The organism is Vibrio sp. 99-70-13A1 (assembly GCF_013114625.1).
Lineage (GTDB): Bacteria > Pseudomonadota > Gammaproteobacteria > Enterobacterales > Vibrionaceae > Vibrio.
Genome location: NZ_VTXD01000037.1, coordinates 1 through 26,446 on the forward strand (window position 1 = coordinate 1; position 26,446 = coordinate 26,446).

A 26,446-nucleotide genomic window follows, 5' to 3' on the forward strand; every position below is an offset into this window, starting at 1 on the left:
GTTAATAAAAACATAGTAGTAAACAATATGGCAGTAAAAATATAGCAGCAGTAGCTATATCCAATCCTTTGTGAGTATTTCTAATTACGGCGGAGCAGCGCTCCGATAGGTCTTTTATGTCTCAGAAATCCAATTCTTCAATTATTTCATTGTTTGAACATGTTAACCAACGAATTGTTGGACAGGAACATGTGACAAAAGCGATGGTCATTGCGTTATTGACCGGTGGACACATTCTACTTGAAGGTCTACCGGGTACCGCAAAAACTCGAGCAGTTAAAATGCTTTCTGATGCATTAGGCTTGGCATTTGGTCGTGTTCAATTTACTCCAGATTTATTGCCTTCCGATGTCACTGGCACGCAAATGTATCAGCAAGAAAGTGCTTCTTTGGTATTCCAACCGGGTCCTATTTTTAACTCCATCGTTTTAGCCGATGAAATTAACCGTGCTCCTGCGAAAGTTCAAGCTGCTTTGCTAGAAGCAATGGCTGAAAATACGGTGACGGTTGGAGGCGAGTCTTTAGCACTTCCAGTTCCCTTTATGGTGATGGCAACGCAAAACCCTATTGAACAAGAAGGCACATACCCGTTACCTGAAGCGCAAATGGACCGTTTTATTATGAAAATTGAAGTTGGTTACCCAAAACGGGAAGCTGAAATGGACATTATTCATTTAATGAGAAAAGAAGAGTTAGGCGAAGATTTAGACCTTTGCAAAAGTGAAACGACATGTGCTTTTACACGAGAAGATCTGATTCAAACCAAGGAAGAAATTAAGCGAATTTATTGCTCGCCTCCTATCGATCAATACTTTGTTGATTTGGTTATTGCGACAAGGCAACCGGAGCAATATCAACACTCTAAATTGTCGGAATGGATAGACGTTGGGGTGAGCCCAAGAGCGTCTATTGCATTAGACAAATGCAGTAGGGCTCATGCTTGGATTGAAGGGCGAGACCATGTTACACCTGATGATGTTCGAAGTGTTGTGACAGCTGTGCTTGGTCACCGTATCACTCCAAGCTTTGAAGCCCTTTCAGATTCCGTGACGACCAAACAAATTATTGATGAGCTACTTCTCACCGTTCCTTTGACTTAAAGACATCTTATGAATATTTCACAAGACCCTAGAATTTCTGCTGAGTTGAGTACGCTAATGTCCATGAAAATGTCAGCGTCTAAACTCGTTCTTCCTCCTTCAAAAAAGGCGGGGAGTAAAATGTCAGGTCGTCATCAATCTAAGTATCGTGGTCGTGGGATCAACTTTGAGGAATTCCGTCATTATCAGATGGGTGATGATGTGAGAAACCTTGACTGGAAAGTGACAATGAGAACCGGAGAGCCTCATATAAGAGTTTACAGTGAAGAAAAAGATAAACCGGTGATCTTAGTCGTTGATCAACGAACCAGTATGTTTTTTTCTTCTGTTGATACAATGAAGTCTGTTGTTGCGGCTCATATCGGCGCCTGTTGCGCTTGGTCGGTAATTAAAAGTAATGATCGAATTGGCGCGTTGTTGTTCAATGATTTTGAAGCTAAGTGGTACAAACCACAAAGAAACATTGCACATGTTTCACGAGTTTTAAAAACACTGACGTCAATGAACCAAAGCTTAGTCACAACTTCTTCTAAATTTCAGTCATTTAAACCAATGCTCTCCCAATCAATTTCGAAGAAGTCAAAGATAAACTCCCCTGATAAGGCTGTGACTGAGCAACCATCTCTGAGTCTTGGATTAACGAAATTAATGAAGCTGAAATTAAAAGGCAGCTTGCTTATATTTATTAGTGACTTCTCTGGTATGAAGCCTGACGATGTTGAAAGGATTAAATGGTTAAAGCGTCATAATGATGTTTTAGGTATTGCTATTAATGACCCTATGGAAGTGAATTTGATGTTCAGTGACCCAATGCTGATCAGCGATGGAAACCATCAACTTCCTGTGAGCCAAAGTATGAACACCAAGCTTGGCGACTACAATAAATGGCTTGGGCAAGAAAAATCTGCTCGGCAAACCTTATTTGGCTCTGCGGGTTTCCCTCTTATTGAGCTTGATACTTCTGGTCATCACATTAATCATTTCCTTAATAAAGTAAGAGGGTGAAGTGATGCCATCCAATAATATTCTACTAAAAAACTTTGTTGATCCAGAACTCCCAATCAGCATCGCCTTTTATCCTCAAACTTTTGGTTGGAAAGTTCTGTTTGTCGTTATCGGCCTTGGTTTGGCAGGGCTTGGTATTCGATTTATTAAAAAATATAAAGAGGAACGTTATCGAAAAAAAGCATTATCTTTTGTGCAACAACGTGATGAATTATGGGCTCAAGCATGTTTTACAGGCGATGCTGCCACTGAATTACGCAGCCTAAACAATGTGCTGAAAAACACGGCATGTTATGCATTCCCTAATCACAATATTGCCCACCTTACAGGTAAAGAATGGCTTCGTTTTTTATCTATAACTTCGCAAGACTCTCTTTTTGTTTCAGAGGTTCACGAACATTGGCAAAAGTCGATTTATCGACCTAATTCGGCTCGAGTATGGACGAGCACTGAGCTTACCCAAGTGAAAAGTGACACGATTGAATGGATCAAGTGCCACAAGCGAGATGCTGCTTATGGAGTTTGAATATTCGTGGGTATTTGCTTTATTGCCGATTCCTCTTTTTATCTACCTCCTTGCACCTCAATATCAGACTCAAAGAGTCGCCATTCGTGTTCCATTTTTTACGCGATTGGTCGAAGACCTGCAGCTAAATGTGAATAACGGAAGTTCAGATATAAAACCTGGGCGCTGGCAACGATTTTCATTGGTCTTCGGTTGGATACTGTTAGTTATTTCAGCAGCAAAACCAGTATGGCTAGGTGACGAAGAAACTAGAGATTTAGACGGACGAGACTTGATGGTACTGGTTGATTTGTCGGGTTCTATGTCGACCACCGATTTCTATAGTGTGAATGGTGTTGAAGAATCAAGGTTACAAGCTGCGAAGCAAGTTTTGAGTGAGTTCAGTGAACAGCGTAAGGGAGATCGGCTAGGGTTAATTGTTTTTGGTGATTTTGCGTACATGCAATCGCCATTTACAGCTGACCATAAAGCTTGGTTGTCTTTATTGAAAGAAAGCCAAGTTGCAATGGCTGGACCAAGTACTCACCTAGGGGACGCAATAGGTCTGGGGATTAAAACTTACCTTTCAGAGGAAGCTATTGATTATAGCGAGGGTAATAAAGACAAAAATAAAGGTAAGAGTAGAGATGGCAAAGATACTAGGGAAAATGACAAGCAAAGAGTGATGATTGTCCTCACCGATGGAAATGATACCAACAGCCTTGTTCCTCCTATAGACGCGGCTAAAGTTGCTGCGGCAAACAACATTAGGATTCATACCATAGCGATGGGTAACCCTAATACTGCAGGAGAACAAGCTTTGGAAGTTGAAACGCTAAACAGTATTGCCAGCATCACTGGTGGCCAGTCATTTTTAGCGATGTCATACCAAGAGCTTCAATTGGTTTATCAAATGATTGCAGACTTAGAGCCTACGGTTTACAAGAGTTTTACCTTTCAACCCAAAGTTAGCCTACATTTTGTGCCAGTAATCTTGCTTGTATTGCACCATCTTTTGTTCATGGCTGTGAGCTTATTTAGAACGAGACAGTGTCCCAATATAGGGGAGGAAATCAAATGACTGTACCTATATTTCTTTCTGAGTTTCATTTTCTTCGAGTTGAGTGGCTTTTATTAATTGTGCCTTTTATTGGGCTTTTGCTGATCCATTCGAAGCGTGAAGCTAGTGAACAACAGTGGTTAAAGGTGCTGCCGACACATCTAGCGAAAGCGATGCGGGTAGAGCAACCTTCTTGGGGAAAGCAGTTACCCAAAAAACTACTTTTTGTGATTGGTCTTGCTGCCATTTTCGTTGCTGCAGGTCCAAGTTGGTATCGCCAATCTTCGTTATTTGGAGAAGACAACTCTCAATTGATCGTGGTGCTGGATGTGTCTGATACGATGAATCAAACAGACGTTGCACCAAGCCGATTGATCATGGCAAAACAAAAAATCTTGGAGACGATAGAAGCAAGAAACTCTGGAGAAACAGCGTTAATCGTATATTCAGGGAGTGCACATGTCGCGATGCCTTTTACACAAGATATAGCAATTTTCAAACCGCTATTAGAGTCAATTAAGCCAGAGATAATGCCAAGGCAAGGTAAGTTTGCGGAATATACCGTGCCAGTGATTGAGAGACTATTAAGTTTAAGCGACTCAGCAACCGTTATGCTAGTGACAGATGCTTTAAATCAACAATCAATTACTTCTTACACTCAATATTTTAAGCACCGACCTCATCGATTATTAACTTATGGAATCGGTCACCCTGATCGTCCTTCTAATTTCCCTCTACAAAGTGGAAAGTTGGAGAGCTTAAGTGAGTCGGTAAATGGTGATTATGTCCAGTTTTCACCAACTAATAATGATGTCGGTAGGCTTGAACGCATTATTACCCAAAATGCTAAAATGAATATGGTGTCGTCTGAGCCTTGGTTTGATTCTGGGTATTCACTTGTGTGGTTCATCTTAGTTGTTTATCTAATGTGGTTCCGCAAAGGGTGGCTCGTTCATTGGGGAATTATTTTATGTTTAAGTAGCTTTTCATTCTATTCACCAAATGTCACCGCAAGTGAGTGGTCTTTTGTCGATCTGTGGTTAACCAAAGATCAGCAGGGTCAGTATTATTATCAACAAGGTGAATACACGCTTTCCGCCGAGTTATTTGATAATGACCAATGGAAAGCGACAGCCTATTTTCAAGCTGGTGAATACGAAATTGCTCAACAGTACTTCATGAGAAATGATGATCTTCACTCTCAGTTGGGTGTCGCGGCGTCATTGACTCATCAAAAAGAGTATTTAGCGGCTAAGCGTTTTTATATCTCGTTGCTAGAGGTATACCCCAACAGTATTGCAGCCAAAACTAACCTAATAATTGTGGAAAAAATCATTAAGGACATCGAACAATTCACCAAGAGCCAAGCCAATAATAATGAGCAGCAAAGTAGTCGAGATTTAGGGGATAAACCTCAAACGTCAGAAGGGCTTCAGCAAGAAGTAGAATCAAAGCTGCTAATCAAAGAAGTACTTACTGCTGAGCAAATATTATCAAACGCTTCAGAAAATGATAAATGGATGAGAGCGGTGCAAAGTGATCTCTCTGATTTTTTAACTTCCAAGTTTTACATTCAATTCGAGGCGGGCATAGGGATAAGTAAGGAGTTTGAAAGTGAGCACTAACTTTACATGCAGAACACTATTATCATCCTGTCTGCTTTTGCTGTTATTAGTGACGAGCAATAGCTTCAGCATGGAAATTAGCGACTTATCTCATCGAGGAAGTCTTCAGGTTAATGCGTGGGTGGATGATGCTCACGGTGGAAATAGTACACATAGCAATAACTACAGTCGCGCTTTTTCTGTTCATGAACAAGTGATAGTTAATATTGAAATACTGTCTGACACTTGGTTCACCAAAGGAACTCACATACATCGATTTGAAGTTGATAATGCAGTGGTTCTTTCTAACCAACTTCATTCTATAAACTCAACTAAACGTATAAATGGGAAGACTTATTCCCAGCAAATATGGGAGGTTGTTGTTTATCCATTACAAAGCGGCGAGTTTTTAATTCCAAGTATCACCATTGAGCTAGAAATCAAAAACATCAGCGGGAGTAGCGGTAAAAATGCCCATGAAAATAAAAACAATAAGGAAAAAAATAGCAATGTAAGTGGCTTTATTCAGACTGAGCCCATTCGATTTAGTGCGAATAAGCAGAGCGCTTTTATGTTTGAACCGCACCTTTGGTTGACTGCTGATAATGTGGATGTTTCACAACAAATAACGGTGGTCAGTAGCAGTGAAGATAGAGAACAATTACACATTAATGTTGGTGACTCGATAACAAGAACCATCACTTTAACCGCGAGTAACACAAACTCGATGCTTTTACCGGAACTAGTGAATTGCGATGATTTTCCTTATACAACTGATTATGTGAAGTGCTTCGTTCAATCTTCTCAAATTAATGAGACGCGTATTCGTGGGGTGAATAAAACTACAAAAGTAGAAGCGATAACCTACGTTGTAAAAGAAGCCGGAGAGTTTACCTTGCCAGAAGTCGTTCTCTTTGTTTGGGAGCCTGAAAATCAGGAGATAAAAAGCCTAAAATTGGATTCAGCTAACTACAGAATAAAGTACACGTTAGGATCATGGGTTAAGGCTTATCTTCATGAGTTGTTGGTGGCTGTTGCCTGTGTTTTGCTTATTCTCATCATGATGAAGAAATTGGTTGTTTATTATTCTTCGCGTAAATCGCCATTATTATTCAGGTTTTTACTGTCGTTGGTGAAAAAAGAGGTGGTTGACTCTGAGAATATTGTTTATGAAAGGTTTCTGACCAAATACGGTCAATACAGATTGTTTACACAAGGTAAAGAGCTAGACGATACGTCAATACATAGACGTTATAAGAAGCTATCAAAAGTAACTTTATTTAATAGTCGATATTTAATAAATCTTTGGTGTCGGATCACCCGATGAAAATGAACATAGCAGCTTACTGACAGGGTAATTAGTCAGCATTTATTTACCGTAAAAATACTGATTACCTCGCTATAACGGTCATAGATAATTAGCTTAGGTTTAAGTCGAATCCTAAGTAATGCTCTAATTTTCTCAGTTGCAGAATATTGAGTGCATGACTCTACTGTTCATATCGAGACTGCAAGGAAGATCAATTTCGAAATGGGCTAAATCCGTTTACACAGAGAATTAGAAATTGAAATTTAGTCAAAAAATATTGCTTGCATCGTCATTACTGCTGCTTTCTTCCATCGCTTTACTTACCGCCATGCAAGCTTACACGGTACGAAAAGAGCTAGAAGTCATAGAGCATACAAGTCTAAACCAAATGGTAAAAGAAATGACAAATGTCATTGCTCTAGAACTGCAAAGTAAAAAAAACTTAGCTCGCTTCACTACTGAAACTGTTCAGTATTACGGTGATACGCTTCAAGAGGTCCAGAATGTTATTGAAACCTCTATCTTAAAAGAGAACTTTATTGCCGTAGGTTTTGGTGAAGAAAGAAGTGGGTCGTTTGTCGAGAATGATGATAACTGGCAGGCTGGCTCTGATTACGATCCGAGAACTCGTCCTTGGTATCAACAAAGTGCATCAAAACAGCAATTGATCGTTACAGAGCCGTATATCGATGTTTCTACAAGGACAACTGTCATCTCAATCGGTACCCCAGTATTTCAAAATAAACAATTTGTTGGATCAATGTTTTTTGATGTCGATCTGAGTGGTTTGTCTGATTTGGTCGGTGAGGTACACCTGTTTAACGCGAGTGATTTTTTCATTATGACAGATAAAGGGATCACTATTGCTCACCCTGATACATCAAAAAATGGAGAAGAGGTAACGAGCTATATACCGGATATTAACCTTCATTTGAAAGATCAAAAAATAGAATTAAACGAAAGATTATACCAAATTCGTATAGCCGAAATTCCGGGGCAAAATTGGTTAATTGGGGCGATTGTTGATGAAGAAAAAGCGTATCAGAGTGTCTACAAAATGCGTAATACCTCTCTACTTTATGGTTTGGTAGCAGCATTAGTCAGTGTGGTTATCTTAAGTCTGTTGATCAAATACTTGATTAGACCAATTCATATTTTAAATGATGCCATCGAAAATGTTGCCTCTGGTGAGGGAGATTTAACAAAACGACTTGATACAAATACAGACCGTGAATTCGTAACATTAGCAGAGGGTTTCAACGCATTTTCAGACAAAATTCAAACCCAGATTATCGAATCTAAACAGTTAGGCCAGGAGATATTGGAAGTAACAGAAGTCACGGTGGCGGGATCTAAAAAGTCAGTTGGAACGATGAACCAGCAACTTCAGGAACTTGAGCAGTTAGCTTCGGCGATGAATGAGATGTCCGTTACTGCATCTGAAGTGGCCAATAATGCCCAAGGTGCTGCGTCAGCAGCCAAAGACGCAGGAGATGCAACGGAGAGAGGTTCAAATGCAATGAGTGAAACTGGAACCTCGATTGATTTTCTTGCTTCACAGATTGAGCAAGCTTTGATAGAAATGCAAAACCTAGAAGCTGCGACAGCAAACATTGAAACCGTACTAAATGTTATCAACGATATTGGCATTAAATGCAGCGATAGAAGCAGCGAGAGCTGGTGATTCTGGTCGTGGTTTTGCTGTAGTAGCCGATGAAGTTAGGACGTTAGCCCAGCGTACGCAGGATTCTACTTCTGAAATCGGAAGTTTGATTGAGCACTTACAAAGTGGAGCGCGAACGGTTTCTAGTGCTATGGACCAAAGTAAGCAATCAACGACAGATGCCGTAAGCAAAGCGAAGTTAGCAGAGTTGGTACTTGAAGAAATTAAACAAGAAATAGATAGAATTACCGAAGTCAGTATTCAAATAGCTTCTGCGGCTGAAGAACAGAGTTTAGTGTCCGAAGAAATCAATGGGAATACGCTTCGAATTAAAGAGTTGTCTACTGATGCTACAAATATTGCGGAAAATGCGAGTAAGTCACTCGATAACCAACAAAGTAAAATATTGGAGCAGGACCATGTACTAAACCGCTTTATTGTCTGACACCTTTGACTTATTCAGCGTTACATTTTATTACACTATTAAAGTGTAACGCTCGTTTCATTGGAGCAGAAAGCGATGGTGAGTGAGGTAACTTGCCATGAATCGAGTTAGGGCAATACATCCGTGAATCCCAAAGTGTTATATGCAAACAACTATGTAAAACTAGGTGTACATTATTGATGCAAATTAATTGTCATACGGTAAAATAATGACGAGCATCACACTGTTGAATGAATCAGTATGGCATATATAATACGCCCGCATTTATAAATACGGATGATATTGATGTCTAAAGCTAAAGTACTCATTGTAGAAGACGATCTAGAAATAGCCCGCTTAACTACTCTTTATTTAGAAGCCGAGGGTTACGTTGTGAGCGCTGTTCATGATGGTAACCTCGCACTAGACAAGATACGCAGTTTTGAACCAGATCTCGTATTACTTGATTTGATGTTACCAGGTATGAGTGGTACTCAAATATGTCGCCAAGCGCGAGAGTTTTATCACGGTATCATTTTAGTTTTGACGGCATCTGAAGATGAAGTCAGTGAAGTCAGCCTATTTAAGTTTGGTGCTGATGATTATGTGACTAAGCCTATTCGAGGTCATGCCTTATTAGCTAGAATTGAGGCTTTGCTGCGTCGTGCTTCTTTAGCCGCTAACAATTCGCCTTCTTCCACTAGCCATTCTATTGAAAGCCAAGAAAATGTTCCTAACCCAAATGGAATTTTCATCGATGTTGGTGATCAGTCTGCATATTTAAATGGTCAAAATCTAAAACTCACATCTGCTGAATTCGATATTCTAAATTTGTTAGTCACAAACATGAGTGAAGTTGTTACGAGAGATCAGTGTTGTCAGCTTTTCCGTGGTATCGACTATTCATTCAATGACCGTTCAATCGATATGCGGGTGTCTGGTTTACGCAAAAAGCTTCGTATTCATGCTAACGAAAAACAGTGGATAAGAACCGTTAGAAACAAGGGGTACATGCTTGTTGCTTAAGATTATCCTGCAAAAATTAAAGAATATTTCTATGTTTGCTCGTTTGTATATCGGGATTGTTATCGGGTTGATTTCTACTCTGTTTTTATTCATCACTTTAGGTGATGGGCATATGAGAAGAACCGAAATTGAAACGTTTTTGAATGACGGCAGTTATTTTGTTGAGCAATACGTTAATCAGCGTAACCAACCTAAATCTTTATATGGTGAGCTTGATAGAACGGGATATCAGCAGTTTTATATTTTTAATTTAAGGTTAATCGAAAACTGGGATGGAGAAGCTCCATGCCGAAAATGCGAGCTTTATACGACTCTGAATACCATCCCAGTCTATCTCACAGAAACGAATTTATACTCGGCGGTTTTTCCTTTACCAAACTCTAAGTACAGCTTTGTCTTTAGTGAAATAGAGGAATTCTTCAGCCCAAATATTGAGTGGTATGAAGACTCTGAAAGGCATTTTTTGATCGCATTGTTACTTGCTGTCGTGTTTGCCATTGGCGCGAGTATTTACCTACCTATTCGCCGTTTGCAGGAACGAATAGAGCTACTGGTTGCTAAGCAAGAACAGTTTGGAAAAGGGAAACTCAGTACAAGGTCTAGCTCTAAGGAACTTCACCCTATTTCTGACCTTGCTGATAGTTTTAATTCAATGGCGGAAGAGATTGAAAGTAAAGTAAAACAAAGCCATATATTTGCTCAAGCTATCCCCCATGAAGTGCGAACCCCACTTAGTAGAATTCAATTGGCCGCCGATTTATTAAGGCGTGAAGCCCCTGAAAAACAACAAGCACTGTTTGATGATATAGATAATTATATTGATGATATCAATGAGCTGACATCAGATATTATTATGTTGTCTAAGCTTAATGTTGCGGATAATTCATTCTTTGAACTGGTCAAAACGAAGACTGATTTAAGTGAATATTGTTTAGATAGAGTACGCTATTCAAAATTACCCAGTGTAGAGTTTGAGTCTCGGTTACTTCATGGTATTCAAACTAAATGTGATTGCACCATGGCACGTTTAGTTTTGGATAATATCTTGAAAAATGCGGGCAATTACACGAAAGACAAAGTGTGGGTCACGTTGGATGAGAATTCAGAAAATTGGTTGATTGCTATAGAAGATAATGGTGAAGGCATACCAGAAGAAAAGCGTGATGAAGTACTGTTACCATTTTCACGGTTGGATCAAAGTAGAACATTAAAAACCGGTGGGTTTGGTCTAGGGTTAGCAATTGCCAACTCTGCGGCAAAGAAACTTGGGTGGAAAATTAGCATTAAAGGGAGTGTGCATGGCGGTGCGAAGTTTGTTGTTTCAATGCCTAAGTCTCACTCTAAGCCACTATCTAATTCGGTTACCGTCAATTACAACGGGTATCTTCCAACTGAATAATTGACATTAGCTCTCAATCACAAATGCACGGTAGATTTTCAATAAGGGCAACTTAGGTCGCCCTTGTTTTTTTAAGCCTTGCACTGCGTATTAGTGATTAATCTTTGCCTTCTCATAGAGCCGCGCTAGTAAGCCAGTTGTTAAGTGCAATTCAAGTAATTTAATTGTACCTGCTGTTAACACGCAGTAATCCGTAGGTAGCATGGTCAATCACTCGGCCATTTAAGTTCTCATTTCGGGTGATTATCCCTTCTAATTCGAATCCTAGTCGCTCACAGACTTTACGGCTTGGTTTATTACCCACGGCAGCGGAAATTTCAATCTTTTCCATATCAAGTTCATTAAACCCAATATCAATCAGCTTTTTCACAACTCGAGTAATAATACCTTTCCCTTGTTCAGCTTGAGAGAGCCAGTATCCAATTGTCGCTTTTTTAGTGTCATGGTTAATGCTGTTAAAGCTGCAATTTCCGACTAACTTCCCATTTAAAATAATGGCGCAAGTCATGCTTTTTCCTTCAGCATAATCACTCAAACTGCGTTGAACGAATATTCTAAAATCCTGCTCTGTTTGGCAATGAGGCGGCCACGCAAGCCATTGTGCTAAGTACTCATTTTGAGATTGAGATATTTCAGCATAAAACGGGGCAAAGCTTTCTTGAACTAAAGCAATGGAGAGTTCCTCATCAATATCGTTTTTAAACATAGCGATCCTTATGGAAAATTAGTTGCGTATAAACCAGACTAATGTTGCTCAACGAGACTGTACAGGAAAAGTTAGGCTTTATTTGTGGCACGTAGATCACGTTATACGCAACCGATATCACTAAATGATAAAAACCTTAGTATTTCTATGTCTATTTATACCTATTTTGGATTAGTATTCAGTCGTCATAAAAAAAGCGTTAAGAACTAGGTTGATTAAATGGATTTGTGTTGCGAAGAAGTGACTGTGGATTTAAGGCGGGCACTACTAGGCATTGCGAGAGCATTGGATAATGTGGGGTTTGAAAGCCAAAATCATGGGCAAAGAGTTGGTTATATTGCTTATCGATGTGCGCAAAGTGTGGGTTGGGAAGAAGAACAAGCACAGTTGGCATTTTCGCTTGGGTTAATCCATGACTGTGGAATTACTCAAGTGGATGAACATCGAAGCTTACTGACGAGCTTAGTGCCGGAAGGTACTCATCATCACTGCAAGAAAGGGCACCAAATATTAAAGGAATGCCCAGTGCTTTCTATTTTTGCAAAGCCCGTTTTATATCACCATACGCCATGGGAAGAGCTTCAATCGTTGCCGATGGGAATGTTAGAAAAAGAGCTTGCTGCCATTATCATGCTGGCAGATAGGGTGGATTACCTATACGGTGAAACGGCTTCTGATCGCTTTGGTAATTTAACGCCATCAGGGAAAGCAAGCATCATTGAATGCTTAACGGATTCGGCAGGCACTTTGTTTGAAAGCAACTTAGTTCAGCACATGTGTGAGTTGGTTGATAACGATGACTTTTGGTTTTCGATGGACATTTCATATATCGAAATAATGAGCAGTAAGTTTTCAGCCGTACCATTCTTTTCCCAAAAAATGACGCTAGGTGAGACCATTGCGTTTGGTGAGTTCATTGCGAAATTGGTTGATGCTAAAAGTTCTTTTACTTTCAAACATTCATTGAAAGTTGGGCAATTAACGGAATACCTCGCCAAGCAACTTGGCTATTCACAAACAACCCAAAGGAAGCTCTATTTGGCAGGGTTAGTTCATGATATTGGTAAACTCCAAACCCCAAGAGATGTTCTGCACAAACCCGATTCACTGACGGATGAAGAGTTTTGCTGTATTAAGCGTCACGCTACCGATACACGTTTTTCACTTCAAGAGCTTTTCCATTCTCCTCAGATTTGTGAGTGGGCATCGAATCATCATGAACGTTTAGATGGGTCTGGTTATCCATTAGGAAAAACAGCAGAGCAGTTAGATCAGCCAAGCCGCATTGTGGCAGTAGTGGATGTGTTTCAAGCGTTAAGCCAATCTCGTCCGTATCGAGATGGAATGAGCTTAGAGCAAACCATGGCTATCATGTCTGACTTAGTCATCCGAAATCAATTAGACAAAGATGTGTTCTCATGCCTTAAAAAACACGCTCAATACTGCTTTGATTTATCGACAGACAGAGTATCAATGGCTACCAACTAAGGTGTAATAACTTAATCAGTTCCATTTGAACAAGTGGTCGGTGCTTGCTTGAGTAAGCATTTTTCTCAGTAGACACTTCCATGAGGAGATAAAGCTGACCATAAAATAGCCATGTGTCACAGTCAACAATAATGGAATTCAGCTATAGTAAGTAGATGGCAGTTATAGAAATCAGTTTCGATTTTTATAACTCGCCTTCATTATTCAAATTAAAATCATTCATCAAGGAGGAGGATAACGCTATGAGCCAATTAGATCAGCTCGACAGCACGTTAGTGTTGTCACCTTGGTATAACCTTGACTACTGCCTCTCTTTACTCAGTAAAGCCACAGATTAATTTCCTTAGTGCACCCGCACTTATAGCGCTACTTCAATGAGTTAATAGTTTTCATCATTTAACTCTAATTGAATTTCAGCCACTTCAAAAAAACAACTTAACCATGCCTGTAATCAGGCGGCTTAGATCTATCTGAAGGAAATTAAAATGAAACGTATTCCAGAACCTTTTCGCATCAAAATGGTAGAACCGATTAAAATGACCACGCTTGCTGATCGCGAAATTGCATTGGCAGAAGCGGGGCTTAACCCTTTCTTATTACGCAGTGATGATGTCTATATCGACTTATTGACGGATTCCGGAACCGGCGCCATGAGTGATAACCAATGGGCAGGGATCATGATGGGAGATGAGTCTTACGCGGGTAGCCGTAACTATTACAACTTATGTGATGCTGTTAAGCACTTCTTTGGATATAACCTAACCGTGCCAGCTCACCAAGGGCGTGGAGCTGAGCAAATTCTATTTCCATGTTTGATTGAAAGAATGCGAAATGTCCGTGGTGGTGAGACACCAGTATTCATTTCGAATTATCATTTTGATACCACAGCCGGGCATATTGAGCTTAATGGCGGTAAAGCAATCAATGTTGTAACGGAAGAGGCATTTGATACCACGACACCGTATGACTGGAAAGGTAACTTTGATCTCAAGAAACTAGAAGCAACCATAGAACAGTATGGGTCTCATAATATCGCGGGCATTATTACCACCATTACGTGTAACAGTTCTGGTGGTCAGCCTGTATCTATGGCGAATATGAGAGCCGTTTATGACATTGCGACTAAGCATGATATTCCTGTTGTGATTGACTCAGCGCGTTATTGTGAAAATGCTTACTTTATTAAACAGCGTGAAGAAGCGTATAAGAACAGTTCAATTTTAGAGATCATCCGAGAGATGTATCAGTATGGCGATATGCTGACGATGTCGGCGAAAAAAGATCCTATGGTGAATATCGGAGGTTTATGCTGTATTCGAGATCACCAAGAGTTGTTCCAAGCCGTAAGAACGCGTTGTGTACCAATGGAAGGGTTCGTAACTTATGGCGGAATGGCTGGTCGTGATATGGAAGCACTAGCGAGAGGTTTGTATGAAGGGGCAGATGAGGACTTTTTACATTACCGCATTAGTCAGGTTGAGTATTTAGGGGATAGGTTACACCAAGCGGGCATTCCGATTCAGTACCCAACAGGTGGGCACGCGGTATTTGTGGATGCCGCGAAGATTCTGCCACATATTCCTGCAGAGCAATTCCCAGCTCAAGTACTGTGTAATGCGCTTTATTTAGAGGCGGGTATCCGTGCTGTAGAAATAGGCTCATTATTGCTTGGGCGAGATCCTGAGACGGGAGAGCAAAAAGCTTCGGAATTAGAGCTTATGCGATTAACCATACCGCGCCGAGTGTATACCAACGATCACATGGACTACATTGCGGATGCGATTATTGAGCTCCGAGACAGAGCCCATGAGTTAGTGGGTTTAACCTTTGAATATGAGCCTGAAGTGTTGCGCCATTTCACCGCCCGCTTTACCTCGCTGTAATTTCAACCCTGTAATTTGTAACTTTAGCCGCCACTTAATGTGGCGGCTTCATTGTTAATGCGCCGGACACTTTAAAAAGTACTTCTGCTTAGTTCTTCGACAATGAGTCTAAATTTTCGAAACCTAAGGATCAGCAGCAACATGAGGTAAGTAAAAGTTTCTAGTTAAGAAAGGGTTCACAGCTCATTGCACTGTGAACCCTTTCTTTTGGGCGCTATTTAGATTCACCACCAAAGCTTAATACTTCAGCTGTGGTGATATTTGTAATTTTTGGAACGTCTACAAAATTGTCTTGATCCCAATACGCTTTTACCATGCCAGGGTCTGTTTTTAATAGTGCCTTAAGGTTAGCACTTCTAAAGTATCCTGCCGCGGGTTGGTAAAGGTAAACATCATCACTTATGCCTCTCAGTTCTTGTACTGGGAAAAGTACCGGTAATGTTGCTGTAGCCACGATAAAATCTGAATCTGGGATTGAACGTAAAGAGCTATTTACATCGTTATAGTAGTACCTTCCAGAAGCTCTAACTCTGGCAAAGCACCCACGATGTGAAATTGGTAATGAAGTGGAGGTCGGGGAGTATTCAGGATCGTCTTTTAATTCCAAGAATTGGTTGTAAATGGATTTATCATAACAATAAGCAACCTCATCTGTTTCTGTCAGAGGAACAATGTAATCGTCATAGAGTTCCGTTGAGAGCCCTTCATCCATCATATTTAAAAAAACAACATTAGCTACGTTGTCATCGGCTAGATAAGCTTTTTTGATAATTGAATCGAGCTCTATTTGCGCTTCTTTCAGCTTAGAAGTAATTTCAATTTCGGTTAGATTATCTGTAGGTATAACCTTAAACAGTTCGTTTTCCTTATTACGTCTGCTCATTTTAGATAGCTGACTCTCGAAGCCGACTAATAGGAATACTGCTTGAAAAGGATTGATTGTAGCGTTTACCGTAGCTCCAATAGCTGTAGCTTGTGCAGTTCTTAGGCTCACATTATTGAAACCGTCAGCATGAGCGTCTAAATCATTTGCTTTACTCGGTTTTACTCGGGTAGAGAGTGAAATTAGCTGCATTGCTTCTGAATGTTTGTAATCTTCATCTTGCGATAAATCATAATCTGAAAACTGCTTAGCATTGCCTAGTGTGCGCTCAACGGGTGTTCCTGATATTGTACGTAGCCCACAGCCAGATACTATTAGAATCGCCGTACCAACTGCTGTCATTCTGAATATATTTTTTTTAATCATTTTAAGCCATTGAAATATTTATATTAGCTATACAATTCTAACAGTGTGTGAGTGAAAATTTAAGTGTTGCTCTCAGAAAGAAAACACTAAACGTCCATTTGGTGTTCTCGGAAGTAATGTCTAATGTTTAGCTGTAAATTTTAAAGGGCAGTGATCAGATAGTATTTCGTCGATTTCTGATACGCCGTATTGACCACCACATGACATAAAGCCAACGCCACTTACATCCACATTGCTTACGCCATGATCGATCGGTTTTTTGTATCTAGGATGATAGCCGAATAGAGTTTTTGAATTCATCTGGAGCGGGCTGAATCTTTTTATCATATAGAGCATAAGTATCTGCAAGTGTTCGGTTGAAGTTACCAGCAGTGATGATTTTCCCTACCTGATTTTCAATCCAACTTATTAATTAGAACCGTAGAGAGAGAAGACTAATAGTAAGTAGTGCATTTGTTCTGCTTACAAGGCATTACATTTCTATCGTTTAATCATAGTTACAATGAGGGGAAACAGAAATAAGGAAGTGTGTTGTGAAAAAGCTTGTGTCTATAGCGCTGTTACTGAGTGTATTTCTAGGTGGATTAGTCGGTTGTATTGATGAAGGTGCATCAAAATCGTTTGATTTAAGTACATTGATTGATGGCCAAACAAGAATAGCGGCAGTGGAGAAAGTTTTAGGGACACCAAAGCAAATAGAAGACAGGCGAGATGGCGTATTTACTTACTATTACGAGTCTTCAGAACTTTTGGTGGCGCTGACTTTTCACAATGGTGTGTTGCTTTTTAAAGAGCAAGCCAAAAATGACGGAAGGTATGAATTCGTACGAGTGATGTGATTACACTTATTGCATTTAAGACTCGTATGTTATTAACGGTTTGATTCATTGTAGGGCTTCATAAATAATACGGCTTCACAAATTCTCTTCTTAAGTTTGAAGCCGGTTAACAGGTAGGTAATATGAATAAGGTCATTATTCATTAAGTGGACTTCCAATGAATGCTCAATATTCTGAAACAACCGAGTTAAGCTTACCGGCACTTCGTCAGAAATTTTCCAATATAAAATTAGCGTATGAGGCTGAACCTTATAGCCCAATTGCTGATCGCATCGTTCGGTTGAACACGTTAAAAACTCGCTTGCTTGAGTCTGAAGCATTATTAGTTGAAGCGCTTAAGCAAGACTATGGTTACCGCAGCGATTTTGATTCGACAATTTGTGATTTAATGCCTGCTATTCACCATATTAACTACACACTTAAAAAATTGCCTAAGTGGGTGAAACCTCAGCGTCGAGCTGCGGGAATCATGCTCCTTCCTTCTAAAGTTGCTGTACATTATCAGCCTCTCGGTGTTGTCGGGATCATGGTGCCATGGAATTTCCCAATTGTATTGAGTATTGCCCCTATCGCTACTGCTCTTGCTGCAGGCAACCGGATGATGGTCAAGCTGAGCGAAAATACCCCTCATACCAATAAAGTGCTGACTCAGGTTTTGGCTGAATTCGAAGATCACATCCAATGCGTAGAAGGGGAGGCGGAAATTTCATCTCACTTTAGCGCTTTGCCCTTTGATCATATTCTATTTACCGGCTCTACTACGGTTGGCAAATTAGTAGCAAAATCGGCTGCGGAAAATTTGACTCCGATTACTTTGGAACTTGGTGGGAAATCCCCAGTCATCATTGCTCCTGACGCCGATCTTGAAAAAGCTGTAGACGCGATATTAGTCGGCAAGTCGATTAATGCTGGGCAGATTTGTATCGCCCCTGACTATGTGATGTTACCTAAAGGTAAGGAAAGCCAATTTGTCGATTTATATCTGAAAAAATTCCAGAAGATATATATTAAGAAAGGCAAAGTGAAAGGGGTTAGCCACATCATCAATGATAGGCAGCATCAAAGGTTATTGAATGTTGTTGAAGATGCCACAGTACAAGGCGCTAAACTTCATACGATTGATAAACAAAACCTCACCATCGATGGTTCGAATATGAGTGCTGCTGAGGAATCCAGTAAAAGCCGATTAATGCTTCCTCACTTACTGACTCAAACCTCTGATCAAATGTTAGTGATGAAAGAGGAGATCTTTGGTCCCATTTTACCTGTAATGACTTACGAGAAATTGGAAGAATGCATTCAATACATTAATCAGCGCCCACGACCTTTGGCGCTTTACCTCATGACCAATGACTCAAACATTAAGCGTGATATTTTAGATAATACGCACAGTGGGTCGGTAGGGATTAATGAAACGTTACTGCAAATTTCAGCTGATGACGCACCTTTTGGTGGCATTGGTCAGTCGGGTATTGGTCGATATCATGGGGTGGAAGGATTCCAAACTTTCTCTCATGCAAAAACAGTACTTTGGACCTCAAGCTGGTTACCAAGAGCACGGATTATGATGAGATATCAAAGAATGCTGCTAAAGACCTTAAAACGCCTGTTTTTAACTAAATAAAATCAGCAAATCGATAGTCAAAGCCTGCGTATTACGTGGGCTTTTGCATTTTTAAGTGGTGACGAAATCGAAATTGAATCACTCATAACACATCAAATGATATCGATTTCATTTGAATTTTAATGATTCTGCCTAATAAATAATCGCGCGAACGTTTGCCTGAAAAAATGTGATGAAAGTCTCGTTTATCTATTTATACTTCTCTTCCGGTTTTAAGCCGAAGCTTAGCCAATACAAGCCGTCACATGGATTTGTGAATGACCCCAAGGACTGGACCAGCTACGTTCCACTGCTTGTATAAGGTGATCTACATGAATAATCCATTGCTACACCCTCTATCGTTGTTACCCACACAGCCGCTATTTACTCAGCCGCTATTTACTCAGCCGCTATTTACCCAGTCGCTATTTACACCATCGCGTCGCTTTCTGCTTGCGATCCTTTGTCCTGCTCCTTTGATGTCATTCGCTTGGCTCTTGTTCACTCTTTAAGGATTACTAGGACACAATATGAATATTTTATTTGGTTTTGTCGGCGTAATTGCGCTGATGGCTTGCGCATACCTATTATCTGAACGCCGCTCGGCAATTAACTGGAAAACCGTTAGCCGAGCTTTCCTATTACAAATCAGTTTTGCTGCATTGGTGCTGTATTTCCCTTGGGGGCAAATGGCATTAACGAGTTTAAGCAGTGGCGTTTCCAGCCTGCTGGGTTTTGCTGATGCAGGCATTGCCTTTTTGTTTGGTGGTCTGGCAACAGAGGGCTTCATCTTTGCAGTTCGTGTTCTGCCAATCATCATCTTTTTCAGTGCATTAATCTCAGCGCTGTATTACTTAGGCATCATGCAAAAAGTGATTCAAGTTTTAGGCGGTGCAGTACAAAAACTGCTAGGTACGAGTAAAGCTGAATCACTGGTCGCAACGGGTAATATTTTCCTTTCTCAAGGTGAGTCGCCTCTACTTATTCGCCCATTCTTAAAAAGCATGACTCGCTCAGAACTGTTTGCAGTAATGGCTGGTGGTATGGCTTCAGTTGCTGGCAGTGTGCTTGGCGGCTATGCGGGATTAGGTGTTGAACTTAAATACCTGATTGCAGCAAGTTTTATGGCGGCACCTGGTAGCTTGTTGATGGCGAAAATCATTGTTCCAGAAACTGGTACGCCAAGTGATTACGAACACATCGAGTTAGATAAAGCGGACCAAAGCAATGTAATTGATGCATTAGCAAGCGGTGCGATGAATGGTATGAAGGTAGCCGTTGCTGTCGGTACTATGCTGATTGCTTTCGTGAGTGTGATTGCGATGGTGAACACTGGTCTTGAAAGCTTAGGTGAAGTCTTTGGTTTTGCTGGCATTACGCTGCAAGCTATCTTTGGTTACTTATTCTCACCTTTGGCGTGGTTAATCGGTATCCCTGCAGATGAAGTGTTGATGGCAGGTTCGTACATTGGCCAGAAAGTTGTGATGAACGAGTTTGTTGCTTTCATTGATTTTGTGGAAAACAAAGCGCTGCTTTCTGAGCATAGCCAAGTGATCATCACCTTTGCATTGTGTGGTTTCGCCAATATTGGTTCTATTGCGATTCAGCTTGGTTCAATTGGTGTGATAGCGCCAGAGCGACGTGCAGAAGTGGCAAATCTAGGTTTGAAAGCCGTTGCTGCGGGTACGTTAGCAAACTTAATGAGTGCTTGTTTAGCGGGTATCTTCTTCTTGCTTTAGTTCTCGACTGAAGCTTGGGTTTTCTTTATGTGATTTTGCGTAGAAGACTTAAGACTTAAGACTTAAGACTTAAGACTTAAGACTTAAGACCCAAGCCATTTCAAATTAGGAATGCAAAAGGGCATACAATTATCACTAGATATAGATGGTTGTATGCCCTTTTTATACGAAAAATCCTAGCGTTAAATTATGGTCTTAAAGCTTTATCTTAAATAAGCTCTCATGAGCTTTAATAAGACAATAGCTCAGTCTGTAACTCAGTAGCTAGCAGCTAAGAAGCTTTATAGCTTACGGCTAATCGTTGTTTTGTGATTAGCTTGCTGCGAGTGGTTTCGATTCTGGGTATAAGTTCAACTCAAGTACCTGCTCAAAAGGCATCGGCTTATAAAAATAGAAGCCTTGAATCAGGTTGATGTTTTGCTCTGAAATGAAGTCGAGTTCTTCTTTTTCTTCTACCCCCTCAACCACCACGGTTGCGCCACCAATTTGCACTAATTGGCTGGTAAGTTTAAACAGCTCTTTGCCTTTATCACTGGCTAGGTTAATCACAAATGAGCGATCGATTTTTACTTTATCGAACTCAAATTTTGATAAGTAACCAAGTGATGAAAAGCCCGCACCAAAATCATCTAACGCGACAGATATTCCAGATGCTCTAAGTTCATCGACTGTCTGCTTGGTTTTCTTCTCATCTTTCACAAGCACATCTTCTGTGATTTCAAGTTCAACTTGATGAGTTTGTAATGCGCTGCTATCGATCAGCTTCCGCATGCTATTAGCAAAATTGTCGATTAATAAAGTGTCAGACGAAACGTTGATCGATACTTTGAAGTGGTCAGAATTTGCAAAGGGAGCAACCTCATGTAAGGCTTTTTCAATCACCCACAAATCGAGATCTTGCATAATACCTAAGCTGGCGAAGCTTGAAAGGAAGTAGGGTGGCGTGATTTTCCCATCAAACCCTTTATGTCTAATAAGGACTTCTAGCCCAACGACTTGCTGGTGAGTGATGTCATATTGAGGTTGGTAGAACAGCGTAAATTCACCACTTTCTTGTAAGTCATTTAAGCATTTTTGTGCTGAGATATTATTAGATAAGTGAGGAATAAATGTATTCGTGGACTGACCTTTGGATACATCATCACTGTTAAAAAATTCTTTTGAAGCAGAGTTAGTAAAGATATGTCGAGTGCGCCCGAGATCTTCATAACGTCTGAAAAATGGTAAATAGAACAACACGCCGATACCGATAATCAGTGCTTGTAAAATAGCGCCGTTAATCGAATTTCCTGTCCCAATGTAGCCACTGATTAAAGGAGGGGTCATCCAACTCATTACTTCAGAAACAGGCGGAACAAAGCCAAGACTTGTCGCAATATAGGCAATGATCAAACTGAATATTGGTACCACCAAAAATGGAATAATGAGAATAGGATTAAACATGATTGGCAGACCGTAAATGACGGGCTCATTGATATTAAAGAGGCTCAAGATCAAAACAGCGCAGCCAAGTTTTTTATAGCTGTTATTGCGTGAGAATAAGATCATGCAAATAACTAAGGATAAGGTATTACCTGCGCCACCTAACCCCGCATAGAAGTCATAAAAATTACTGGTAAGGATAGGTAAAGGTGTTCCCAGAGCTTGGTGCTGCTCCACCAACTGCATGCTCAGATGGTAGATCTCACTTTTGTAAGACGCGAGAACGATATGACCATTAATTCCAATAGCCCAAAATAGGTTTCGTGCCAATTCATAAATAATACCATCCATTAATGAATGTGGGTCTAAGTGAGGGAAATAGCTGGCAATCACTACATCTTCGAAGATGATGTGCCTAAGTATGTAACTGATTGTCGAAAACGAAAAGACCAAAATGCTGCTAGAAAGAATCATAGAAATGGACTTTTCAACGACATTCGGGAGTTCTATTTTTTGGCGTTTGCGTTTTTGTTTAGTGAGCTTTAAACAAAAACAGACAGCTATAGGCAGTAAGATCGCTAATGGGTAATTGGTAGGAATAACCGTGCCGACTTTAAGCAACTCCCATTGATAACTCACAATAAAGTAGATCACTATGGATGGTGTGATTAAAGATATCCTTTCGAGCTTGTGCATTGAAGCCAGAAATTGGGAATAATATACAATCAGCAAGATAGGAAAAAGTTGCCACACAAGGGTGCTGATGCTGTACAGACGTTGTGAAAACTCATGTAACTCAAAGTAAGATGCGGCATTACCAAGCAACATGCAAAATGCAGAAATTAAAGAGACGGGCAGGAGCATAATAAAAACATTACAGACTCCGTTGATATACGGGTTATCTGAAATCAGGGAAACGGCTCGTGCTAATGAATGCTTAAACATTATTATTGGTCGTAAAATAGGCTTATGTGCGCGCATTATAGGCATGCCATTCTCTATAATCCATATTAATGTGAATTTTTTTTGATTATTTTGGGTGTACTTAGTTACAAACTTGGAAAACTACCTATTTATCATAATAGAGTGGCTTTTTCTGGTGATGTATACTGTTAGAAATGTCATTATTCATCATTACTAATTAAGCTTTATTCCCAAGGCTATGGGTGAGGTTAAAGTTATGAACTTTAAAGTTATTTTCGGTATCGTTTCGGTATTGTGTGGATTGTTTGGCGCTTCTTATTTGATCGTAGGTGGTTCGCACTTTCCAATGTCACAGTGGCCACAAGAAGCCTTTCAAGGATTAATTTTCACAATCGTTTGGGGTTTTGGTGTGTCTAAATTTGTCGCCTCCGCATTCTCTTTATTGGTCTTTTTTACTGTAGGTGTTGTGAGCTACGCTATCGGTTTTAAATTGGCGAGCTTTATTCCGGGGCAAGAAGATTAGTCACTATTTGGCTTCCATCAATCAGTCGTCGTAAAATCTTCCTAGTAAGCAGTAAGCAGTAAGCAGTAAGCAGTAAGCAGTAAGCAGTAAGCAGTAAGCAGTAAGCAGTAAGCCTAAACATCGCTCAGCCGCCTTTTAATCATATCGACACTGAGCTCTGTTTTTCTTTTCAATAAATTCCATTTTTAAGCGAGCGTTAACCCTGCCTTAACCTATCAGTTGTTAATTTGTCTTCATTCTTACAGGAGACATGAAGATGACACTGAATCTTCCTTTAAAACATTCCGTGCTTTCGCTGGTTTTAGTCGGCTTGATTGGTTGTAGCTCAACGAATCAAGCGGATTACACGGTACTAGCCGAGCAAATAACCGCTTCTACAAATCAACAATTGTTGCTGGAGCTCATTCAACAATCCAATTTATCCGCCCAAGGTAGCGAAGAAAACCAAGCTGAATCATCCATACAGATTACAGACTTGGTGAGCTTGCCGGAGCTGGACACTTTCATTACTCAAGCACTTGAAACTAATCCTAGTTTTCAGCAAAGCGTCGTGGCGTTAAATATCGCTTACGCTCAGCAAGGTATTACCGCAGCAGATCGCTTGCCAACGGTTGAAGCTAGCTTTAGTGGTAAAGCGCAAGAAGATAGCGATGATACTTATACCACCGACCTTACTGTTGGCTGGGAGTTGGATTTGTGGCAAAAGCTTGCTGATAGCAGCAATGCATCAATGAAAGATGTAATGAGTTCACAAGCGAGTTTACAAGGTGCGCAAGACTTAGTGGTGGCTAACTTGATGCGTACGTGGCTAGAAATTAGCTTAAAACAGCAATTGGTTACGATTGAAGAGCAGCGTTTAGTAGTGCTTGAGAACAATGAAGGTTTGGTATTAGCCAGATACAAATCTGGGCTAGGAAGCTTAGAAGATCTCGATAATGCTAAATCTAACAGCGCATCAACTAAGGCAACCCTAGCTGACTACCGAGAGCAACTTGCAAGCAGTAAACGCAGTCTAACTTTGTTAACGGGTCAATGGGTTGGCGAGTCATTAGACGTGTCTATTCCGGTGATTTTCCCTGAAGTGTTAAATCCATTAGACATGATGCCGGATCAAAACCTATCTCGCAGACCCGATCTCCAATCTGCGTTTTTGAATATTGAAGCGGAAGCCCTAAGAACGGATGCTGCCTATAAAGCAATGCTCCCATCGATCAGCCTTTCAGCAAGTTTAAGTGACATGGCTGAGTCACCAAGTGAAGCATTACTGACAGGTCCGCTATGGAGTGTATTGGGGCAAGTGTCAGCGCCTTTATTTCAAGGTGGGAAATTGAAGTCACAAGCGGAAGTGGCGCAGTTAACAACAGAGCAAACCTATTGGGCTTATCAAGAAACACTGCTTAATGCGGTCAATGAAGTTGAAAATACTATGGGACAAGAAGGCTCATTAGCACTTCAGCAACAACATTTGGCACTTGCTTTAGAAAGCGCTCAACGCAGCTTTGTCAGCTATAAAGAAAAGTATCGTCAGGGTTTGGTCGACATTTTTGATCTCCTTACCGTTCAGCAGCAAACCTACGATCTTGAAGCACAACTTACTCAAACTATTTATAACCGCTTAGTAAACCGAATTGATTTAGGTCTAGCACTTGGCTTAGGAGCATCCGCATGAAACTCAATAAATTAACAATCGCCATTACTCTTATCGCGGGCTCAAGCATATTTGCAGCGGTGGCTTTTAACGGCTCTCAGATGGAGCCAATTAAGAAAGCGCCTGAATCAGCTTTGTCTTCTCAAGCTGCGCAAGAAGCTAATAGCTTACAAATTATTCAAGATAAAGAAACAGAGCAAGATCTTGATAAAGAGCCGGGTTTAAAGACAGTTCAACAAGGGCAAGCATCAGAAAAAGAGGCGTTTTCCAAGCTACCACAGGTTGCCATTATTAATACCACTACGGGTGAATACCAAGCTGAAGTCGTTGGTCATGGTGAAGTGAAATCACGTTATGAATTGTTGTTTTCAGCAGAAGTGAGCGGGCGTGTTGAAAGCGTGAGTACATTTTTCGAAACTGGACAGGTGGTTAAGAAAGGTGATGTGATTGCAGATATTGATAACACCAGTTACCAGCAAGCGGTATCACTGGCTAAATCAAATGTCGCCCAAGCTAAGTTGAATTTATTAGAAGAGCAAAGACAAGGTGAACAAGCGAAATCAGAATGGGAACATTCGGGTTTATCTGGCGAGCCAGATTCTCCGCTTGTATTGAGAACTCCTCAATTAGCTCAAGTAACCGCTGCGCTTGAAAATGCTCAGTTAGAACTGAAAAAAGCCCAGAAAGACCTTGATAAAACCCAATTAACAGCCCCTTTCGATGCGTTAATTGTGACAAGAGATATTCAACCTGGCAGTTATGTTCAAACAGGTACACAAGTCGCGACGCTATACAGCATCGATGAAGTAGAAGTGACCGTTCCATTATCTGAAAGCCAATGGAAAAATTTGCCATCGATAGATAACCAGAACCTTCAAAACACCTCATGGCCTGTCACGCTTCAAAGTTCGGATGGTTCATACAAGTGGCAGGGCAATGTAGAACGGGTTGAGCAGCATTTATCTCAAGATACTCGTCAACGTTCGTTGATTGTTGTGGTCGAAAATCCACTCGAACAAGTAGACGATCTTTACCCTGGTATGTTCGTGAAAACGGTTATCTCAGGTAAGTCCTTGGATCAACTGTGGCAGCTTCCTGCTTCTGCACTTTCTCAGCAAGGTGACATTTGGGTGGTGGACTCACAAGGGTTACTCGCAAAATCTTCAGCACAAGCTCAGTTTGAAAAAGATGGTCTGATTTACATTGACCCAAATAGTTTGGATTTCGACCTAAATACAAGCACCAAAGCAGCCGTTCAAGTAGTGAAACGCCCATTGAGCAGTTTCCAAGAGGGAATGAAAGTAATGGCTAAGGTTGAGGGTTAAGC

Annotated in this window: 19 protein-coding genes and 2 pseudogenes; 18 read left to right on the forward strand and 3 right to left on the reverse strand. The window is 40.6% G+C overall.

Going from position 1 to position 26,446, the window contains the following annotated elements:
- Nucleotides 1–116: 116 nt before the first annotated feature.
- The 9 genes and pseudogenes from F0226_RS18745 to F0226_RS18785 all read left to right on the forward strand — a co-directional run.
- Nucleotides 117–1,100: a MoxR family ATPase gene (locus tag F0226_RS18745; protein ID WP_171737063.1), complete on the forward strand. Its 984-nt coding sequence runs from the start codon at nucleotides 117–119 to the stop codon at nucleotides 1,098–1,100.
- A gap of 9 nt (nucleotides 1,101–1,109) precedes the next feature.
- Nucleotides 1,110–2,105: a DUF58 domain-containing protein gene (locus tag F0226_RS18750; RefSeq protein ID WP_171737064.1), complete on the forward strand. Its 996-nt coding sequence runs from the start codon at nucleotides 1,110–1,112 to the stop codon at nucleotides 2,103–2,105.
- Between the two features lie 4 nt (nucleotides 2,106–2,109).
- Nucleotides 2,110–2,631, forward strand: a complete 522-nt coding sequence (locus tag F0226_RS18755) for a DUF4381 domain-containing protein (protein WP_171737065.1) — start codon at nucleotides 2,110–2,112, stop codon at nucleotides 2,629–2,631.
- Nucleotides 2,621–3,691 carry a VWA domain-containing protein gene (locus tag F0226_RS18760; RefSeq protein ID WP_253820862.1) on the forward strand — a complete coding sequence of 357 codons (1,071 nt, stop codon included), beginning with the start codon at nucleotides 2,621–2,623 and terminating at the stop codon, nucleotides 3,689–3,691. The genes F0226_RS18755 and F0226_RS18760 overlap by 11 nt, the downstream gene beginning before the upstream one ends.
- A complete protein-coding gene (locus F0226_RS18765; RefSeq protein ID WP_171737066.1) occupies nucleotides 3,688–5,295 on the forward strand; it encodes a VWA domain-containing protein in 1,608 nt (535 codons plus the stop codon). Before F0226_RS18760 ends, F0226_RS18765 begins: the two co-directional genes overlap by 4 nt.
- The gene (locus tag F0226_RS18770) at nucleotides 5,285–6,601 is read left to right on the forward strand and encodes a BatD family protein (protein ID WP_216606677.1); all 1,317 of its coding nucleotides are present in this window, start codon (nucleotides 5,285–5,287) and stop codon (nucleotides 6,599–6,601) included. The genes F0226_RS18765 and F0226_RS18770 overlap by 11 nt, the downstream gene beginning before the upstream one ends.
- Before the next feature lie 238 nt (nucleotides 6,602–6,839).
- Nucleotides 6,840–8,691 (forward strand): annotated as a pseudogene (locus tag F0226_RS18775) (methyl-accepting chemotaxis protein).
- A 285-nt stretch (nucleotides 8,692–8,976) separates the two neighbouring features.
- Nucleotides 8,977–9,696, forward strand: a complete 720-nt coding sequence (locus F0226_RS18780) for a response regulator transcription factor (protein WP_171737068.1) — start codon at nucleotides 8,977–8,979, stop codon at nucleotides 9,694–9,696.
- Between the two features lie 31 nt (nucleotides 9,697–9,727).
- Nucleotides 9,728–11,029, forward strand: a pseudogene (locus F0226_RS18785) (HAMP domain-containing sensor histidine kinase); the annotation flags it as partial.
- A 226-nt stretch (nucleotides 11,030–11,255) separates the two neighbouring features.
- Here F0226_RS18785 and F0226_RS18790 read toward each other — a convergent pair.
- Nucleotides 11,256–11,801: a GNAT family protein gene (locus tag F0226_RS18790; RefSeq protein WP_171737070.1), complete on the reverse strand. Its 546-nt coding sequence runs from the start codon at nucleotides 11,799–11,801 to the stop codon at nucleotides 11,256–11,258.
- A gap of 219 nt (nucleotides 11,802–12,020) precedes the next feature.
- Here F0226_RS18790 and F0226_RS18795 point away from each other — a divergent pair, with 219 nt between their 5' ends.
- A complete protein-coding gene (locus tag F0226_RS18795) occupies nucleotides 12,021–13,289 on the forward strand; it encodes an HD domain-containing phosphohydrolase (protein WP_171737071.1) in 1,269 nt (422 codons plus the stop codon).
- A gap of 485 nt (nucleotides 13,290–13,774) precedes the next feature.
- A complete protein-coding gene (locus F0226_RS18800) occupies nucleotides 13,775–15,172 on the forward strand; it encodes a tryptophanase (protein WP_171737072.1) in 1,398 nt (465 codons plus the stop codon).
- A gap of 214 nt (nucleotides 15,173–15,386) precedes the next feature.
- On the opposite strand, the gene F0226_RS18805 is transcribed toward F0226_RS18800, so the two are convergent.
- On the reverse strand, nucleotides 15,387–16,421 hold the full coding sequence (locus tag F0226_RS18805; RefSeq protein ID WP_171737073.1) for a hypothetical protein: 1,035 nt from the start codon (nucleotides 16,419–16,421) through the stop codon (nucleotides 15,387–15,389).
- Nucleotides 16,422–16,954: 533 nt separating this feature from the next.
- Between F0226_RS18805 and F0226_RS18810 the strand changes: the two genes are divergently transcribed.
- The 4 genes from F0226_RS18810 to F0226_RS18825 all read left to right on the forward strand — a co-directional run bounded on the left by F0226_RS18810 (nucleotide 16,955) and on the right by F0226_RS18825 (nucleotide 20,602).
- On the forward strand, nucleotides 16,955–17,260 hold the full coding sequence (locus F0226_RS18810) for a hypothetical protein (RefSeq protein ID WP_171737074.1): 306 nt from the start codon (nucleotides 16,955–16,957) through the stop codon (nucleotides 17,258–17,260).
- Nucleotides 17,261–17,417: 157 nt separating this feature from the next.
- Nucleotides 17,418–18,884, forward strand: coding sequence for a coniferyl aldehyde dehydrogenase (locus F0226_RS18815; RefSeq protein WP_171737075.1), 1,467 nt, complete (start codon nucleotides 17,418–17,420; stop codon nucleotides 18,882–18,884).
- 311 nt (nucleotides 18,885–19,195) lie between these two features.
- The gene (locus tag F0226_RS18820; protein WP_171737076.1) at nucleotides 19,196–19,375 is read left to right on the forward strand and encodes a hypothetical protein; all 180 of its coding nucleotides are present in this window, start codon (nucleotides 19,196–19,198) and stop codon (nucleotides 19,373–19,375) included.
- Nucleotides 19,376–19,393: 18 nt separating this feature from the next.
- Nucleotides 19,394–20,602, forward strand: coding sequence for a NupC/NupG family nucleoside CNT transporter (locus tag F0226_RS18825; protein ID WP_171737077.1), 1,209 nt, complete (start codon nucleotides 19,394–19,396; stop codon nucleotides 20,600–20,602).
- A 312-nt stretch (nucleotides 20,603–20,914) separates the two neighbouring features.
- Here the strand turns inward: F0226_RS18825 and F0226_RS18830 are convergent, their stop codons facing one another.
- Nucleotides 20,915–22,969, reverse strand: a complete 2,055-nt coding sequence (locus F0226_RS18830; protein WP_253820864.1) for an EAL domain-containing protein — start codon at nucleotides 22,967–22,969, stop codon at nucleotides 20,915–20,917.
- 235 nt (nucleotides 22,970–23,204) lie between these two features.
- Here F0226_RS18830 and F0226_RS18835 point away from each other — a divergent pair, with 235 nt between their 5' ends.
- The 3 genes from F0226_RS18835 (at nucleotide 23,205) to F0226_RS18845 (ending at nucleotide 26,444) form a co-directional block, all read left to right on the forward strand.
- Nucleotides 23,205–23,471 (forward strand): hypothetical protein, encoded by a 267-nt coding sequence (locus F0226_RS18835; RefSeq protein WP_171737078.1) that lies wholly within the window; start codon nucleotides 23,205–23,207, stop codon nucleotides 23,469–23,471.
- A 256-nt stretch (nucleotides 23,472–23,727) separates the two neighbouring features.
- Nucleotides 23,728–25,140 carry a TolC family protein gene (locus F0226_RS18840; protein ID WP_171737079.1) on the forward strand — a complete coding sequence of 471 codons (1,413 nt, stop codon included), beginning with the start codon at nucleotides 23,728–23,730 and terminating at the stop codon, nucleotides 25,138–25,140.
- Nucleotides 25,137–26,444: an efflux RND transporter periplasmic adaptor subunit gene (locus tag F0226_RS18845; RefSeq protein ID WP_171737080.1), complete on the forward strand. Its 1,308-nt coding sequence runs from the start codon at nucleotides 25,137–25,139 to the stop codon at nucleotides 26,442–26,444. The genes F0226_RS18840 and F0226_RS18845 overlap by 4 nt, the downstream gene beginning before the upstream one ends.
- Nucleotides 26,445–26,446: the final 2 nt, after the last annotated feature.